Raw genomic sequence first — 14,162 nt, forward strand, 5'->3', positions numbered from 1 at the left:
AGGTCCCGGGCCCCGCTGCGGGCCCCCGCTCCACACGCGCGGCCCGCCGCCCGGTCCCCGGGCGGCGGGCCGTTCGCATGTCCGATGATGGTGGAGTGAGAGTGACGATCAGGGCCCCGCGGGCCGGGGACGAGGCGGCGTACTCCGAGGCGGTCCGGCGGTCCGCCGAGCACATCGGACAGTGGAACCCGGTCGAGCCGGACGGACTCCCGGACCTCCTGGAGAGGCAAGGGGCGGGCCTGCGAACCTTCCTGATCATCGATCAGGAGACCGGCGGGATCGTCGGCAAGGTGAACGTCGCCAACATCGTGATGGGCCGGTTCTGCAACGCGTCGCTCGGCTACGACTCCTACCTCCCGTTCGCCGGCACCGGCCGGATGACCGAGGGCGTCCGTCTGGTGGTCGACCGCTGCTTCGCCCCGCAGACCGCCGGGGGTCTGGGGCTGCACCGACTGGAGATCAACGTGCAGCCGGAGAACCAGCGTTCGATCGGGCTCGTGAAGCGGCTGGGCTTCCGGCACGAGGGGTTCACGCCCCGGATGCTGTTCCTGGGCGGTGCCTGGCGGGACCACGAGCGGTTCGCGCTGACCGCGGAGGAGTGGCCGGGCGCCGGGGCGTAGCCGGTCGGTGCGGGCCGGGGCGGGGCGTGGCCGGGCCCCCGCCGGGGCCGCGCAGAGCCGCCGGGGCCGCGCAGGGCCGCCGGGGCCCGTCGGCGGTTCAGCGCGGCTGCTCGGCGACCAGGTACCGGAAGACGTTCTCCATCCGCACCGAGCCGTCCGGGCGCAGGTACGGGTGCAGCGCCTCCTCCAGCTCCTTCGCCACCAGCGGCAGTCCGGAGAACTCCGCCGCGGCGTCGTACAGGCCGGTGGAGAGCAGTCCACGCACGGCGCTGTCGAGGTCCGGGTAGGCGAACGGGCAGCCCACCCGGCCGCTGCCGGCCGGACGCAGGCCCGCCGGGGCGAGCAGGTCCTCCAGGGCGCCGGGCGTGCTCAGCCCGAACGGGTCGCGCGCGGTGGTGCGCCCGGCCATCCGGCGCGCCACGTCCAGCACGGCCGCACTCTCGCACCGCTCCGGCGGCCCCCACGCGGCCAGCACCACGTGCCCGCCGCGCAGCGTCAGCCGGGCCGCCTCGGCGACCAGCCGCCCCGGTTCGGCCGCCCCCGGCAACTGCTCGAAAACGGTGACCAGCGAATGGGCCGAGCGGGGGACGTCCGGCGCCGGCCGGACACCCGCGCCGACCTTCAGCCGCCGGCCCCGGGCCAGCGCGCGCAGCTCGTCCTGCGGCTCCAGGCCGGCGACCTGTGCACCCCGTTCGCCGGCCAGCAGCAGGGCCAGACCGGACCGGCAGCCCAGGCCCAGGACGCTGGTCGCCGGGCCGACCTCCAGCCGGTCGTAGACCGCCTCGTAGAGCGGCACCAGCATGCGTTCCTGGATCTCCGCCCAATCGCGGGCCCGCTCGGGCCACGCGGTCGCGGGCGGCGGGTCGTGCGGTCGTGCGCCCGCGGGTCGTACGGTCGTGCCGGTCGTCCGAGCTGAAGCCATCGCGGCCTCCCATCCGGTCCTTCGGTGTGCTGCTACGGCTCCCCCAAAGTCCCGCCCCACTCCAGCGAACAGCGGCTCGGGCGCGGCGTCCAGAGGGGTGCGGGGTGGTGCGCGCGTGTCGCGGTCGTGCGCCCCCTGGCGGAAGGCCGCTCGGCGGCCCCCGCGGGCATCCGATTCGAAGTCAGGGCCCCGCTCCCCGTACCATTCGCCCCATGGCAAAGGCACCCGTTCTCACCCCCCAGGCGGACGACTTCCCGCGCTGGTACCAGGACCTCATCAACAAGGCCGAGCTGGCCGACAACGGTCCGGTGCGCGGCACCATGGTCATCCGACCGTACGGCTACGGCCTGTGGGAGCGGATGCAGCAGGAGATGGACGCCCGGATCAAGAAGGCCGGCGCGCAGAACGCGTACTTCCCGATGTTCATCCCGCAGTCCTACCTGACCAAGGAGGCCGAGCACGTCGAGGGCTTCGCCCCCGAGCTCGCGGTGGTCACCCACGGCGGCGGCAAGCAGCTGGAGGAGCCGGTCGTCGTCCGGCCCACCTCCGAGACGATCATCAACGAGTACTTCTCCAAGTGGGTCCAGAGCCACCGCGACCTGCCCCTGCTGATCAACCAGTGGGCCAACGTGGTCCGCTGGGAGCTGCGCCCGCGCGTCTTCCTGCGCACCACCGAGTTCCTCTGGCAGGAGGGCCACACCGCCCACGCCACCTACGAGGACGCCCGTGACTACGCGTCGATGATCCACACCCAGGTCTACGGCGACTTCATGACCAACGTGCTCGGCATCGACGTCGTGCTCGGCCGCAAGACCGCCAAGGAGCGCTTCGCCGGCGCCATCAACACCCTCACCCTCGAAGGCATGATGGGTGACGGCAAGGCGCTGCAGATGGGCACCAGCCACGAGCTGGGCCAGAACTTCGCCAAGGCGTTCAACACGACCTACCAGCTCCAGGGCGCCGAGCGCGAGTACGTCTGGCAGACCTCCTGGGGCGTTTCGACCCGCATGGTCGGCGGCCTGATCATGTCCCACGGCGACGACAACGGCCTGCGCGTCCCGCCGCGCCTGGCCGCCGTCCAGGCCGTCGTCCTCGCCATCAAGGGCGACGACGCGGTGATCGCCAAGGTCCGCGAGATCGGCGCCCAGCTGGAGGCCGCCGGCATCCGTGTGGTCGTCGACGACCGCACCGACACCCCGTTCGGCCGCCGCGCGGTCGACTGGGAGCTCAAGGGTGTGCCGCTGCGCATCGAGGTCGGCCCGCGCGACCTGGAGAACGGCACCGCGATGCTCGCCCGCCGGATCCCCGGCGGCAAGGAGCCGGTCTCGATCGACGCCCTGGCCGCGCTGCTCCCGGGCGTCCTGGAGGAGGACCAGGCGCTGCTGCTGCGCCAGTCCCGCGAGCGCCGCGAGGCCCGCACCGTCGACGTGAAGACCATCGACGAGGCCATCGAGGCCGCGGCCACCGGCTGGGGCCGGATCTCCTGGGCCGAGCTGGGCCCGGAGGGCGAGGCCAAGCTGGCCGAGCAGGGCGTCTCGGTGCGGTGCATCGTGGCCGCCGACGGCTCGGTGCCGCAGACGGACGACCAGGACGGCAACATCGCCATCGTGGCGCGCGCGTACTGACGCGCGGGAGCTCGACCGGCCCGGACGCCCCTGCTGCCGCCCTGTGCGGCCGGGGGCGTCCGGCGCGTTCCGGGCCCCTGTGCGCGGCGTGCGGCCGCCCAGGGCGGTCCCGAGTGGTTCCGGGGCGGCTCCGGTGGTTCCGGGCGGTCCGGGGCGGTTCCGGGGTGTGCTGGGGCCGTGGAGGGCGCGCCGGGGCGTGCCAGGGCGTGTCGGGGTGGTTCCGGGGGAGCCTGGGTGCCGTTTCGGGGCGAGCCGGTGCCGCTGGGGGGAGCCTGCGCCGTTCGGGCGGTTCGGGTTCCGTCCAGGGCCCCGCCGGGGATGTTCCGGGGCTTCCGTGGCTTCCGCGGGCGCCCGGGAGGGGGGCCTTCGGGTGCGTTCGGGGGCTCTCGGGGCGCTTTTGAGCGCTTTCGCCGTGTCACAGTGCTGTCCCGGCCGCGTCTCCGAGGTGTCGTACCGGTGTCGCAAACGGACCGGTACTGGTGAGTATGGACAGGCAACGACATCGGCCGTCCGGAATTCGGCTCGTAACCGTCCAGGCGTCGTCTCGCGCGGCGGCATACCTACTGGCCGGTCAACTGCCGGTATTAACGGAATAGCGGTACGGTGTACGGCCCGTGGCCCTGTCAACTCGACAGGATCATGGGTCGTACGTACGTCCTGGGGGCGACAGCCCGTTCCCGGACGGAAATGACGAGGCTCGCCGAGTTGCGACGGGCCCAAACCGGCAGGGGGTTGGTCTTGCGTCAGATCCGGAACGCGCGAATTGCGCGCGCTCGTACATTCCTGAGAGTTTCCTGGGAATTCCCGGAGATCGGGAACGTGCGGAACATCGGCTCTCACTCCATCGTTGGTCTAGCGTGAGCACGACACAGCCCCTCGTCCTCGCGGCCGAACTGGCCGCCGCCTGGAGCGACATCCAGGCCTTCCACCAGGACCTTCCCGACCTCGCCTCGCCCGAGGCGCTGATCGGCGAGTCCTCCTCGGCCTGTGGCACGCGGCTCGGTTTCGAGCGGCTCCTCCACGAGGCTGCCCATGGTCTGGCCGCGGCCCGGGACATCCGGGACACCTCGCGGGCCGGCCGCTACCACAACCGGCGCTTCCTGCTCCTCGCCTCCGAGCTGGGCCTGGCCCACCCGGTCGAACCGCACGCCAGCAGCGGCTTCTCCCAGGTGACCATGCTCAAGGAGACGCGGGAGCGGTACGCGGAGACCATCGAACGCCTGGACCGCGCCCTCGGCGCGCACCAGGAGGCGGTGGCCGGTGACGGCACCACGCGGGCCTTCCGTGGCCCGGCGGCACGGCACGGCTCCTCCGGGGGCGGCGTCCGGGTCAAGGCGGTGTGCGGCTGCGGGCGCAACGTCCGCGTCGTTCCCTCGGTGCTCGCGCAGGCGTCCATCGTCTGCGGCGCGTGCCAGCAGCCGTTCAAGATCGCCTGACGGCGGAAGCAGCAGTACCGACCGACGGCTGTGCGGGCAGCGGTCCGGTCGGAACGGCCGCCGGTGATGACCGGCGGTGTCGACCGCCGACTTCGGTCGGCGTGGATCTACTTCGGTTGGTGTGGACAGACGGCGCGGGCGGCAGAACCGCCGCGCGTGCCGGTACGCGGAGGACACGCCGGGCGTGTTCGGGCTGACCGGGAGCGGGGGCTCCCGGTCGGACCTGCGAAGGCCCGGTGAAGGCTGTCGCCGCCGATATGGCAGAATGGACAGCTGAGTACTCGGCAGCCGAGCAGGACCCCTCTCTCCTACGGCTGGCGTGTCCCTTGAACGGCCCGCCCCGCAACCCCACGCGACGGCGAGGCTGCTCACCCACGTCAACACCAGGAGATTCCACTCCCGTGGCAGTCAAGATCAAGCTCAAGCGTCTCGGCAAGATTCGCTCCCCGCACTACCGCATCGTCGTCGCCGACGCCCGCACCAAGCGTGACGGTCGCGCGATCGAGGAGATCGGCATCTACCAGCCGACCTACAACCCCTCGAAGATCGAGGTCGACAGCGACCGCGCCCAGTACTGGCTGTCCGTCGGCGCCCAGCCGACCGAGCCGGTGCTCGCCATCCTCAAGCTGACCGGCGACTGGCAGAAGTTCAAGGGCCTGCCGGCTCCGGCGCCGCTGAAGGTCGCCGAGCCGAAGGTCGAGGACTTCTCGCACCTGTTCGCGAAGGCCGTCGCCGGCTTCGAGGACGCCACCACCGGTGTCGCCATCACCCCGAAGGCCAAGAAGTCGGACAAGGCCGAGGCTGAGGCCGACGCCGCCGCCGAGGCCTGATCGTGATCGAGGACGCCCTCGACCACCTGGTGAAGGGCATCGTCGAGCACCCCGACGAGGTGCAGGTGCGTTCGCGCAACCTGCGCCGGGGCAACACCATCGAGGTGCGGGTGCACCCCGATGATCTCGGCAAGGTGATCGGCCGGGGCGGCCGTACGGCGCGCGCACTGCGCACCGTGGTCGGCGCCCTCGGCGGTCGCAACGTCCGGGTCGACCTGGTCGACGTGGACAGCATTCGCTGACGCCGCTGCTCGTTCAGCCGTCAGGGCTTGAGGCCGACCGGGACGCATGCGTCCCGGTCGGCCTTCTCTGTTTTGCGCGTTCTGCAGGGCGCCGCGCGGCGACCGCAGCGCGGCGCGGCGACCGTCGCCCCAGGGCGACCGCAGTACCGCGACGCCGCAGTACCGCAGCACCGCAGTACCACCGCAACAACGCACTTTCGTAGCCACGCACCACCGCACCCACAGCACCGATCCAGGAGAACGATCACCGTGCAGCTCGTCGTCGGCAAGATCGGCCGCGCCCACGGCATCAGGGGGGACGTCAGCGTCGAGGTCCGCACCGACGAGCCGGAGCTCCGGCTCGGCCCGGGCGCCGTCCTGCTCACCGACCCCGCGTCGGCCGGGCCGCTGACCGTCGAGTCCGGCAAGGTGCACAGCGGCCGGCTGCTGCTGCGTTTCGCCGGCGTCAAGGACCGCAACGGCGCCGAGGCGCTGCGCGGCACCATCCTGATCGCCGAGGTCGACCCGGAGGAGCGCCCGGAGGACCCGGAGGAGTACTACGACCACCAGCTGATCGGCCTGGACGTGGTGCTGCTCGACGGCACCCCGGTCGGTGAGCTGACCGAGGTCGTCCACCTGCCCTACCAGGACCTGCTCACGGTGAAGAAGCCGGACGGGACGGAGGTGCTGGTGCCGTTCGTCAGCCGCATCGTGCCGACCATCGACCTGGAGAACCAGCGCGCGGTGCTCGACCCGCCGCCCGGCCTGATCGACCCGGAGCAGGCCGAGGTCGTGCGGGGCGCGACCGAGGGCTCGGGCGAGCCGGGCGAGTCGGGGGACGCGGAGCAGGCGGAGGGCTCGACGGAGTCCGGGGCGGAGGAGTCGGCGTGAGCGCCATCGAGACCTCGCCGGGCGCCGAGGGTCTGCCGGGCGCGTCGGGTGCGCCGGAGGCTTCGGGAGTGCCGAGCGCTTCGGGTGCGCCGGGCGCTGCGGGTGCGCTGAGCGCGTCGGGTACGCCGGCTGTCCAGGACGGTATGCGGATAGACGTCGTCACGATCTTCCCCGAGTACCTGGAGCCGCTGAACATCTCGCTGGTGGGCAAGGCCCGCGCCCGCGGTCAGCTCGACGTGCACGTGCACGACCTGCGCGACTGGACGTACGACGTCCACCGGACCGTGGACGACAGCCCGTACGGCGGCGGCCCCGGCATGGTGATGAAGCCCGAGCCGTGGGGCGAGGCCCTGGACGCGGTGATCGGCAAGGGGCCGGCGGGCGAGGTGCCCACGCTGGTGGTCCCCACCCCCAGCGGCCGCCCGTTCACCCAGGAGCTGGCGCAGGAGCTTGCCGGCCGCCCGTGGCTGACCTTCACCCCCGCCCGGTACGAGGGCATCGACCGTCGGGTGATCGAGGAGGCCGCCACCCGGATGCCGGTGGTCGAGGTGTCGATCGGCGACTACGTGCTCGCCGGCGGCGAGGTCGCCGTCCTGGTGATGGTCGAGGCGATCGCCCGGCTGCTGCCCGGGGTGCTCGGCAACGCCGAGTCGCACCGCGACGACTCCTTCGCACCGGGCGCGATGGCCGACCTGCTGGAGGGCCCGGTCTACACGAAGCCCGCCGAGTGGCGCGGCCGGACGGTGCCGGACGTCCTGCTCAGCGGCAACCACGGCCGGATCGCCCGCTGGCGGCGCGAGCAGGCGTTCGCCCGCACCCTGGCGAACCGCCCCGACCTGGTCGCACGATGGCAGTACGGCGCCTTCGACAAGAAGGAGCGCGAGGCGCTCAGCATCCTCGGGCTCGCCTGGGACGAGGGCCTCGGCCGATTTCGGTCCGTGGCCGATGATGTGGAAGAATAGGCCGCTGCTGTCTGTCGCTGGGCCCCTCCCGTAGGGGTCACGTGGACCGGTGCCCCCGCCACGGGGGGATCATCGCCATCCGACGCGGCCCGCAGCAGACCCCATTGTGACGAACTTCCGTGGGCGGCCCGTGGCGCCTGCGATGGAGAGCAACATGAGCAACAAGCTCGCTGCTGTCGACGCGGCCTCGCTGCGTAGCGACATCCCGGCCTTCCGCGCCGGTGACACCCTGAAGGTCCACGTCCGGGTCATCGAGGGCAACCGCTCCCGTGTCCAGGTCTTCCAGGGCGTCGTCATCCGCCGCCACGGCGCCGGTGTCGGCGAGACCTTCACCGTTCGCAAGGTCAGCTTCAACGTCGGCGTGGAGCGCACCTTCCCGGTGCACACCCCGGTCGTCGAGAAGATCGAGGTCGTGACCCGCGGTGCGGTCCGCCGCGCCAAGCTGTACTACCTGCGTGACCTCCGCGGCAAGGCCGCGAAGATCAAGGAGAAGCGCGACCGCTGATCCACCGTCCCCCGGCCTCGTCGGGGGATCGGATCGCTCTGGGGGGCGCGGCTGCCGCAAGGTAAGCTCAGCCTCCGATGAGCACGCACGAACCATCCGCGGACCGCGACGGCCGTCCCGCACCCACCGGTGCGGACTTGCCGCCGCGGTCCGCGGCCGTTTCCGGGGAGTCCGAGGAGCCCGGAACGACCGGGCGGCCGGGTGCTGTCGGCGAGGCGGAAGCGGCCGGCGGGGCGGATGAGGTCGGCGAGGTTGAAGAGCGCGGCGAGGCGAAAGAGGCCGGCGAGGGGGAGAAGGCCGGCGCGTCCGAGCGGACCGGGGCCTCCGAACCGGCCGGGGAGCCGGAAGCCGCGGGTGGATCGGGGGAGGCCGGGGCCGGGGAAGCCGAAGCGGCCGCGGAGGAGCTCCGGCCACGCTCGCGCTCGCGTGACCTGCTGCTGCTCGCGGGCATCTGCCTGCTCACCCTGTTGCTGGTGAACGCCTTTGTGGCGCGGCCGTTCTCGGTGCCCTCCGCATCGATGGAGAACAGCCTGCGCTCGGGCGACCGCCTGGTCGCGAACAAGCTGGCCTACGCCTTCGGAGGTCACCCCGAGCGCGGCGATGTCGTGGTCTTCGACGGGACGGGCTCCTTCCGGCGTGGACCGGCCAAGCCGACCGGCTTCGGGGACGGGCTGCGCGCGTTCGCCCAGGACCTGGGCCTGGCCCCGGCTGGCGACTCCGTGTACGTCAAGCGGGTCATCGGCGTCGGTGGCGACCGGGTGACCAGTACCGGCCCGGGCGGGCGGATCACCGTCAACGGGGTGCCGATCGACGAGTCCTCGTACCTCGCGCCGGGGGACGAGCCGTCGAACGTGGCCTTCGACGTGGTCGTCCCGGCCGGAAAGCTCTGGGTGATGGGTGACCACCGAAGCGCCTCCCGTGACTCGCGCGACCACTTGGGCGAGCCCGGCGGCGGCTTCGTCCCGGAGGGCAGGGTGATCGGCCGGGCGGACTGGGTGGTCTACCCGATCGGTCACTGGACCGGCGGCCTGGACCGGTCGTCGGCGTTCGCAGCGGCAGGGGGGAGCGGTGGCCATGGGGACCAGAGGTAGAGGACGCGTCGCCGACCGCCCCGCCGATCGCTCCGCGGCCCGGTCCACCGCCGGGCCCGCCGCCCGCCCGGCCGGGCGGCGGGACGCCGGGGGCTCACCGGGTGGTGGGGGACCGTCCGACCCGGAGGGAGCGATACCCGTCCGCGGCAGGGCCGATCGGCGTCGCACCGCGCGCCGGGCGGCGCGTCGCCGCAGGCGCTCGCTGTTGCGTGAATTCCCGCTGATCGTCGTCGTCGCGCTGCTGGTGGCGCTGGTGATGAAGACGTTCCTGGTACAGGTCTTCGTGATCCCCTCCGGGTCGATGGAGGAGACCATCCAGATCGGGGACCGGGTGCTGGTGGACAAGTTCACCCCCTGGTTCGGTGCCGAGCCGGAGCGCGGCGACGTCGTGGTGTTCAAGGACCCGGGCGGTTGGCTGGAGTCCGATCACCAGCCGTCCAAGGACGGGCCGGTGCTGCGCGGGGCCAAACAGGTCCTCACCTTCGTCGGGCTGCTGCCGTCCGACAGCGAGCAGGATTTGATCAAGCGTGTGATCGGTGTCAGTGGGGACACCGTGGAGTGCTGCGACGATCAGGGCCGCGTCAGCGTCAACGGCACCCCGATCGACGAGCCGTACCTGGCGGCCGGCAACCCGCCCTCCCGGCAGCCCTTCAAGGTGAAGGTCCCGCAGGGGCGGCTCTGGGTGATGGGCGACCACCGGGACGTGTCCGCCGACTCCCGCTTCCACATGGGGAATCCGGGACAGGGCACGATCCCGCTGAGCGGCGTGGTCGGCCGCGCGTTCACGATCGTCTGGCCGGTGGACCGGATCAATCAACTTGATGCGCCGAGTTCACTCTCCAAGCTGGCCAAGGCCCCGCAGGCCCGTGGCAGTGCGCCGGATTCGCCGGGCGCGGGGCCGGTTCCGATGGAACCTCCGCTCGTTATGGGTGTGTTGGGCATCCTTCCGCTCGTCGGCCGTCGGCCGGGGCGGCGTTCGGCCTAGCCCGGCCCGACCCGGTGACCGGGCGGGCCGCGCGTGTAGGAGCGCGAGCCGGATGCCTGGGAGTGATAGAGAAGTCCTGATGCGGCCGGTACCCGACAACAACGGCCGCGTCCGACGGCTGTGCTGGTGTCAGGTGTCGCCCGGAGGGCGGCCCCGGGGCCGTTCACGGTCGGTGGTGGAGTGTGGTGCCCGCTGTGCGGCACTGTGAGCGCGGGCGCGCGGGCGTCCGCACAGCAGGGAGGAGACGTTGTGGGGGATTTGGTGATCGGCGCCCGTTCGGGCGCCGGAGAGCCCGAGGGCTCCGGCGGCCGGGCGACCCGGTCCACGGGGTCCGCGGTGCCCTCGTCCGCCGCGGACGCGGCGGCCCAGTCCGCCGACGAGCAGGGCAACGGCACGGGTGACGCCCCCGACGGTCTTCGCGACGAGAGCTCCCTGGAGGGGAGTCCGGAGAAGCCGGCGGACAAGGAGCGCAAGCCGCGCTCCTTCTGGAAGGAGCTGCCGATCCTGATCGGCATCGCCCTCGTCCTGGCGCTCGTGATCAAGACGTTCTTCGTCCAGGCGTTCTCGATTCCGTCGGAGTCGATGCAGAACACGCTTCAGGTCGGCGACCGCGTGCTGGTGGACAAGCTGACGCCGTGGTTCGGTGCCGAGCCCGAGCGCGGCGAGGTCGTGGTGTTCAAGGACCCGGGCGGCTGGCTCGCCGACGAGCCCACCAAGCAGAGCGGCAACTCCTTCGTCCGCGGCATTCAGGACGTGCTCAGCTTCGTCGGTCTGATGCCCTCCGACAACGAGAAGGACCTGATCAAGCGGGTCATCGCGGTCGGCGGGGACACCGTCGAGTGCGAGGGCGACGGTCCGGTCAAGGTCAACGGGATCGCGCTCGTCGAGCCGTACGTCTACCCCGGCAACACGCCCTGCCAGATGAAGGACTTCGGCCCGGTGAAGGTGCCGGAGGGCCGCATCTGGGTGATGGGCGACCACCGCGGCGACTCGCTGGACTCCCGCTTCCACATGGACCAGCCCGGTGGCGGCACCGTCTCGGTGGACGACGTGATCGGCCGCGCGTTCGTGGTGGCCTGGCCGCTGAACCGCTGGGCGACGCTCCCGGTGCCGGCGACCTTCGACCAGAAGGGGCTGGCGGCGGCCGTGCCGCTGGTGCCGCCCACGGCCGGTGCGGTCGGCGCCGTCGCCCTGCTCCCGGTGGTGCGCCGACTGCGGGACCGCACGGAGCGCCGGAATCCGTCCTGACCTCAGCCGGGGCGCCCCGAGGTCTTGCGCGGGCCGTGGTACCGACGAGTAATCTGCTCGGACGTGCCACGGCCCGCCGGGTTCTCCACCTGTGGCCCGGGCGCGCCGTGAGCGTTTCCGGTTCGGTCGGGGTTGGACGGTGTCGATGAGCAGTGTCGTGGAAGAGGCGACGGAGCGCCCGGCCGCCGTCCCGCGGCCCCGGCGCAGACCGGCAGCGGTCCTGCAGGGCGTACTGATCGGGCTCGGCCTGCTGCTCCTGGTCGGTGGCTTCGCTGTCATGGCCGTGGACTACCGGCCGTACGGCATTCCGACCGGCTCGATGTCCCCCACGCTCAAGTCCGGGGACACCGTGCTGGCGCGGGAGGTCGAGGGTTCGGCCGTCGGCCGCGGCGACGTGGTGGTCTTCCGGGACCAGGCCTGGGGCGGCCAGCTCATGGTGAAGCGCGTCGTCGCCGTCGGCGGCGACACGGTGGCCACCACGGGCGACGGCGGCCGGCTGACCGTCAACGGCAAGCCGGTGGAGGAGCCGTACCTGGCGTCGCAGGGCCCGCAGGGCAGCACCTTCAGCGTGGACGTGCCGCCCGGGCGGCTCTTCCTGCTCGGCGACAACCGGCAGGGCTCGCTGGACTCCCGCGTGCACCTGGAGATCGACGGCGGCACCATCGCCGCGAGCGAGGTCGAGGCCCGGGTGGAGGCCACCGTCCTGCCGTTCGGGCGGACCGGTCTGTTCGCCCGCACCTCCGCCTTCGACGCGATCGGCGGGGCGAAGGCCGGGGAGCCGGGACCGCTGGAGCCGGCCTTCTACGCCTGCCTCGCGGGTGGAGCACTGATCGTGCTGGTCTCCGCGGCGGGCGGCGCCGCTGGCCTGGCCCGCCGGCTCCGGCGCCGCCGGGCGGCCTGACCACCGGCGCCACCACGGCGCGCGCGGTCCGCTCGTCCACGGACGATGCCAACGGGGCCGCCGCGCCCGCCCGCGCGGCTCTGGCGAACATCGCCCCCGACGGTCGTGCCGGGTGGCAGGATCGGGGGAGCCGTTGCGAGGAACGAGGGGAGGGGGGAGTGCCGCCATGGAGCCGAAACGACGCAGGGCCGCACGGATCCTGCTGCTGGACGGGCAGGACCGCATCCTGCTCTTCCGGGCCTCGGACCCGGCGGTGCCGGAGGTGACCTGGTGGTTCACCCCCGGCGGCGGCCTGGAACCCGGCGAGAGCGTCCGCGATGCGGCGGTGCGCGAGCTCGCGGAGGAGACCGGGCTGAGGGGCGTGGAGCTGGGGCCGGTGGTGGCGCACGGCACGGCTTCGTTCTCCTTTCGGGGACAGCGCTACGACCAGGAGCAGTGGTTCCACCTGGCGCGGACCGCGGAGACGGCGCTCGACCACTCCGGCATGGGGGCGGACGAGCACGCGGAGTTGCTCGCGGCGCGTTGGTGGACGATCGAGGAGCTCAGGACCACCGCCGAGACGGTCTACCCGGTCGGATTGGCGGACTTCCTGGAACTCCTGGTGACCGAGGGGCCGCCGGTCACTCCGGTAAGGCTCTGAGGGCAGGTGCGGTGGTCCACAATGGGTGGACGTGACAAGTTGAGGGGACGCCTGGATGAGTGCCGAAGATCTCGAGAAGTACGAGACCGAGATGGAGCTCAAGCTCTACCGGGAGTACCGGGACGTCGTCGGCCTGTTCAAGTACGTGATCGAGACCGAGCGACGTTTCTACCTCACCAACGACTACGAGCTGCAGGTGCACTCGGTCCAGGGTGAGGTCTTCTTCGAGGTGTCGATGGCGGATGCGTGGGTCTGGGACATGTACCGGCCGGCCCGGTTCGTCCGCAAGGTCCGGGTGCTGACCTTCAAGGACGTGAACATCGAGGAGCTCGCGAAGAGCGACCTCGAGCTGCCCTCGGACGACTCCGGGTTCGGGAACTGACGTTGGACCGCCCGGCGTCGGGATGTCCAGGGGAATTTCGGGTATTCCGGGATTCTCACCCCTGCGGGTGACAAGAGTTATCCACAGGCCCGAGTTATCCACAGGAAAGAACAATCCCCTGGCCCGGTCGCGGGCCGCACGGCAACCTCCCCGGCGGAGGTGGTCACCGTGCAGGACACCAAAAGCAGCACCACACGCCGCACGCGCAGCACACGCACCGCGCGGAAGAAGAGCGAGTCGCCGAAGGCCCGGCCGGGCGGGCCCGCGGACCCGGTCGTAGGTGACCAGGTCGTGCTGGACCTCGTCGTTCCGGGCCCGGGCATGCCGGACCTGGAACCGGGCGGGGCAGGTCCGAACCTGCCCGCTCCGGACCTGCCTGCTCCGGCCCTGCCCGCTCCCCACGAGCGCACCGGCGCCCGGGAGCGGCCGGCTGCCGAGGCCCGGCCCGGTCTCCGGGCCCGACCCGGTGCCGGGGGCCGGAGCTCGAACAACGGCCTCGGCCGCTACGGCGAGCGTGTCGCCGCCCGCCGTCTGGCCGAGAGCGGGCTCCGGATCCTGGACCGGAACTGGCGCTGCGTCGAGGGCGAGCTGGACATCGTCGCCCTCGACGGGGACACCCTCGCCGTCTGCGAGGTGAAGACCCGCTCCGAGCGGGGCTTCCAGCAGCCCAGCGAGGCTATCGACCGGGCCAAGGCCGCCCGACTGCAGCGTCTGGCGGAGCGCTGGATGGCCGAGCGCTGGCCCGGCCACTTCGCGCGGCTCGTCGGGACCGGCCACCAGCCGGCGCCCGCCGGTCCGCAGTGGCCGCCGGTTCCGCCCGGCGGCGTCCGGATCGATCTCGTGGCCGTCGTCAACCGGACGCGGGGCGCCGCGTCGGTCGACCACCTACGGGGGGTGGTCTGA

16 protein-coding genes are annotated in these 14,162 nt (G+C 72.3%); 15 read left to right on the forward strand and 1 reads right to left on the reverse strand.

Going from position 1 to position 14,162, the window contains the following annotated elements; translation table 11 throughout:
- Window positions 1-77 precede the first annotated feature (77 nt).
- Window positions 78-620, forward strand: coding sequence for a GNAT family protein (locus RMN57_RS25740; protein WP_313765679.1), 543 nt, complete (start codon window positions 78-80; stop codon window positions 618-620).
- A gap of 97 nt (window positions 621-717) precedes the next feature.
- On the opposite strand, the gene RMN57_RS25745 is transcribed toward RMN57_RS25740, so the two are convergent.
- Window positions 718-1,542 (reverse strand): class I SAM-dependent methyltransferase, encoded by an 825-nt coding sequence (locus tag RMN57_RS25745; protein ID WP_380235684.1) that lies wholly within the window; start codon window positions 1,540-1,542, stop codon window positions 718-720.
- A gap of 212 nt (window positions 1,543-1,754) precedes the next feature.
- On the opposite strand from RMN57_RS25745, the gene proS reads away from it, so the two are divergent.
- The 14 genes from proS to RMN57_RS25815 all read left to right on the forward strand — a co-directional run bounded on the left by proS (window position 1,755) and on the right by RMN57_RS25815 (window position 14,162).
- Window positions 1,755-3,167, forward strand: coding sequence for a proline--tRNA ligase (gene proS / locus RMN57_RS25750; protein ID WP_313765681.1), 1,413 nt, complete (start codon window positions 1,755-1,757; stop codon window positions 3,165-3,167).
- Window positions 3,168-4,024: 857 nt separating this feature from the next.
- Entirely contained in the window at window positions 4,025-4,603 is a 579-nt protein-coding gene (locus RMN57_RS25755; protein ID WP_313765682.1) for a hypothetical protein, read from the forward strand.
- A gap of 401 nt (window positions 4,604-5,004) precedes the next feature.
- Complete coding sequence (gene rpsP / locus RMN57_RS25760; RefSeq protein WP_045700219.1) at window positions 5,005-5,433, forward strand: 30S ribosomal protein S16; 429 nt, start codon at window positions 5,005-5,007, stop codon at window positions 5,431-5,433.
- Between the two features lie 2 nt (window positions 5,434-5,435).
- Window positions 5,436-5,675: an RNA-binding protein gene (locus RMN57_RS25765; protein ID WP_030306741.1), complete on the forward strand. Its 240-nt coding sequence runs from the start codon at window positions 5,436-5,438 to the stop codon at window positions 5,673-5,675.
- Between the two features lie 249 nt (window positions 5,676-5,924).
- Window positions 5,925-6,545, forward strand: coding sequence for a ribosome maturation factor RimM (gene rimM, locus RMN57_RS25770; RefSeq protein WP_313765683.1), 621 nt, complete (start codon window positions 5,925-5,927; stop codon window positions 6,543-6,545).
- Window positions 6,546-6,688: 143 nt separating this feature from the next.
- On the forward strand, window positions 6,689-7,507 hold the full coding sequence (gene trmD / locus RMN57_RS25775) for a tRNA (guanosine(37)-N1)-methyltransferase TrmD (RefSeq protein ID WP_313767963.1): 819 nt from the start codon (window positions 6,689-6,691) through the stop codon (window positions 7,505-7,507).
- Window positions 7,508-7,661: 154 nt separating this feature from the next.
- Window positions 7,662-8,012 (forward strand): 50S ribosomal protein L19, encoded by a 351-nt coding sequence (gene rplS, locus RMN57_RS25780; RefSeq protein WP_063347674.1) that lies wholly within the window; start codon window positions 7,662-7,664, stop codon window positions 8,010-8,012.
- Between the two features lie 77 nt (window positions 8,013-8,089).
- Window positions 8,090-9,103, forward strand: coding sequence for a signal peptidase I (gene lepB / locus RMN57_RS25785; RefSeq protein WP_313765684.1), 1,014 nt, complete (start codon window positions 8,090-8,092; stop codon window positions 9,101-9,103).
- A 205-nt stretch (window positions 9,104-9,308) separates the two neighbouring features.
- Window positions 9,309-10,088 carry a signal peptidase I gene (gene lepB, locus RMN57_RS25790; protein WP_380235696.1) on the forward strand — a complete coding sequence of 260 codons (780 nt, stop codon included), beginning with the start codon at window positions 9,309-9,311 and terminating at the stop codon, window positions 10,086-10,088.
- A 249-nt stretch (window positions 10,089-10,337) separates the two neighbouring features.
- On the forward strand, window positions 10,338-11,336 hold the full coding sequence (gene lepB / locus RMN57_RS25795) for a signal peptidase I (protein WP_313765686.1): 999 nt from the start codon (window positions 10,338-10,340) through the stop codon (window positions 11,334-11,336).
- A gap of 145 nt (window positions 11,337-11,481) precedes the next feature.
- Complete coding sequence (gene lepB / locus RMN57_RS25800) at window positions 11,482-12,237, forward strand: signal peptidase I (protein ID WP_313765687.1); 756 nt, start codon at window positions 11,482-11,484, stop codon at window positions 12,235-12,237.
- 166 nt (window positions 12,238-12,403) lie between these two features.
- On the forward strand, window positions 12,404-12,877 hold the full coding sequence (locus RMN57_RS25805; RefSeq protein ID WP_313765688.1) for an NUDIX domain-containing protein: 474 nt from the start codon (window positions 12,404-12,406) through the stop codon (window positions 12,875-12,877).
- Window positions 12,878-12,932: 55 nt separating this feature from the next.
- Window positions 12,933-13,259 (forward strand): DUF2469 domain-containing protein, encoded by a 327-nt coding sequence (locus RMN57_RS25810; protein WP_148642766.1) that lies wholly within the window; start codon window positions 12,933-12,935, stop codon window positions 13,257-13,259.
- 168 nt (window positions 13,260-13,427) lie between these two features.
- Window positions 13,428-14,162, forward strand: coding sequence for a YraN family protein (locus RMN57_RS25815; RefSeq protein ID WP_313765689.1), 735 nt, complete (start codon window positions 13,428-13,430; stop codon window positions 14,160-14,162).

The sequence above is a fragment of the Kitasatospora sp. CM 4170 genome, from assembly GCF_032110285.1.
Classification (GTDB): Bacteria; Actinomycetota; Actinomycetes; order Streptomycetales; family Streptomycetaceae; genus Kitasatospora; species Kitasatospora aburaviensis.

Bases quoted from the DNA above. Each gene is read 5' to 3' on its own strand.
- RMN57_RS25740 (WP_313765679.1), top strand. From the start codon at position 78: ATGTCCGATGATGGTGGAGTGAGAGTGACGATCAGGGCCCCGCGGGCC.
- RMN57_RS25745 (WP_380235684.1), bottom strand. From the start codon at position 1,542: ATGGCTTCAGCTCGGACGACCGGCACGACCGTACGACCCGCGGGCGCA.
- proS (WP_313765681.1), top strand. From the start codon at position 1,755: ATGGCAAAGGCACCCGTTCTCACCCCCCAGGCGGACGACTTCCCGCGC.
- trmD (WP_313767963.1), top strand. From the start codon at position 6,689: ATGCGGATAGACGTCGTCACGATCTTCCCCGAGTACCTGGAGCCGCTG.
- rplS (WP_063347674.1), top strand. From the start codon at position 7,662: ATGAGCAACAAGCTCGCTGCTGTCGACGCGGCCTCGCTGCGTAGCGAC.
- lepB (WP_313765684.1), top strand. From the start codon at position 8,090: ATGAGCACGCACGAACCATCCGCGGACCGCGACGGCCGTCCCGCACCC.
- lepB (WP_313765687.1), top strand. From the start codon at position 11,482: ATGAGCAGTGTCGTGGAAGAGGCGACGGAGCGCCCGGCCGCCGTCCCG.
- RMN57_RS25805 (WP_313765688.1), top strand. From the start codon at position 12,404: ATGGAGCCGAAACGACGCAGGGCCGCACGGATCCTGCTGCTGGACGGG.
- RMN57_RS25810 (WP_148642766.1), top strand. From the start codon at position 12,933: ATGAGTGCCGAAGATCTCGAGAAGTACGAGACCGAGATGGAGCTCAAG.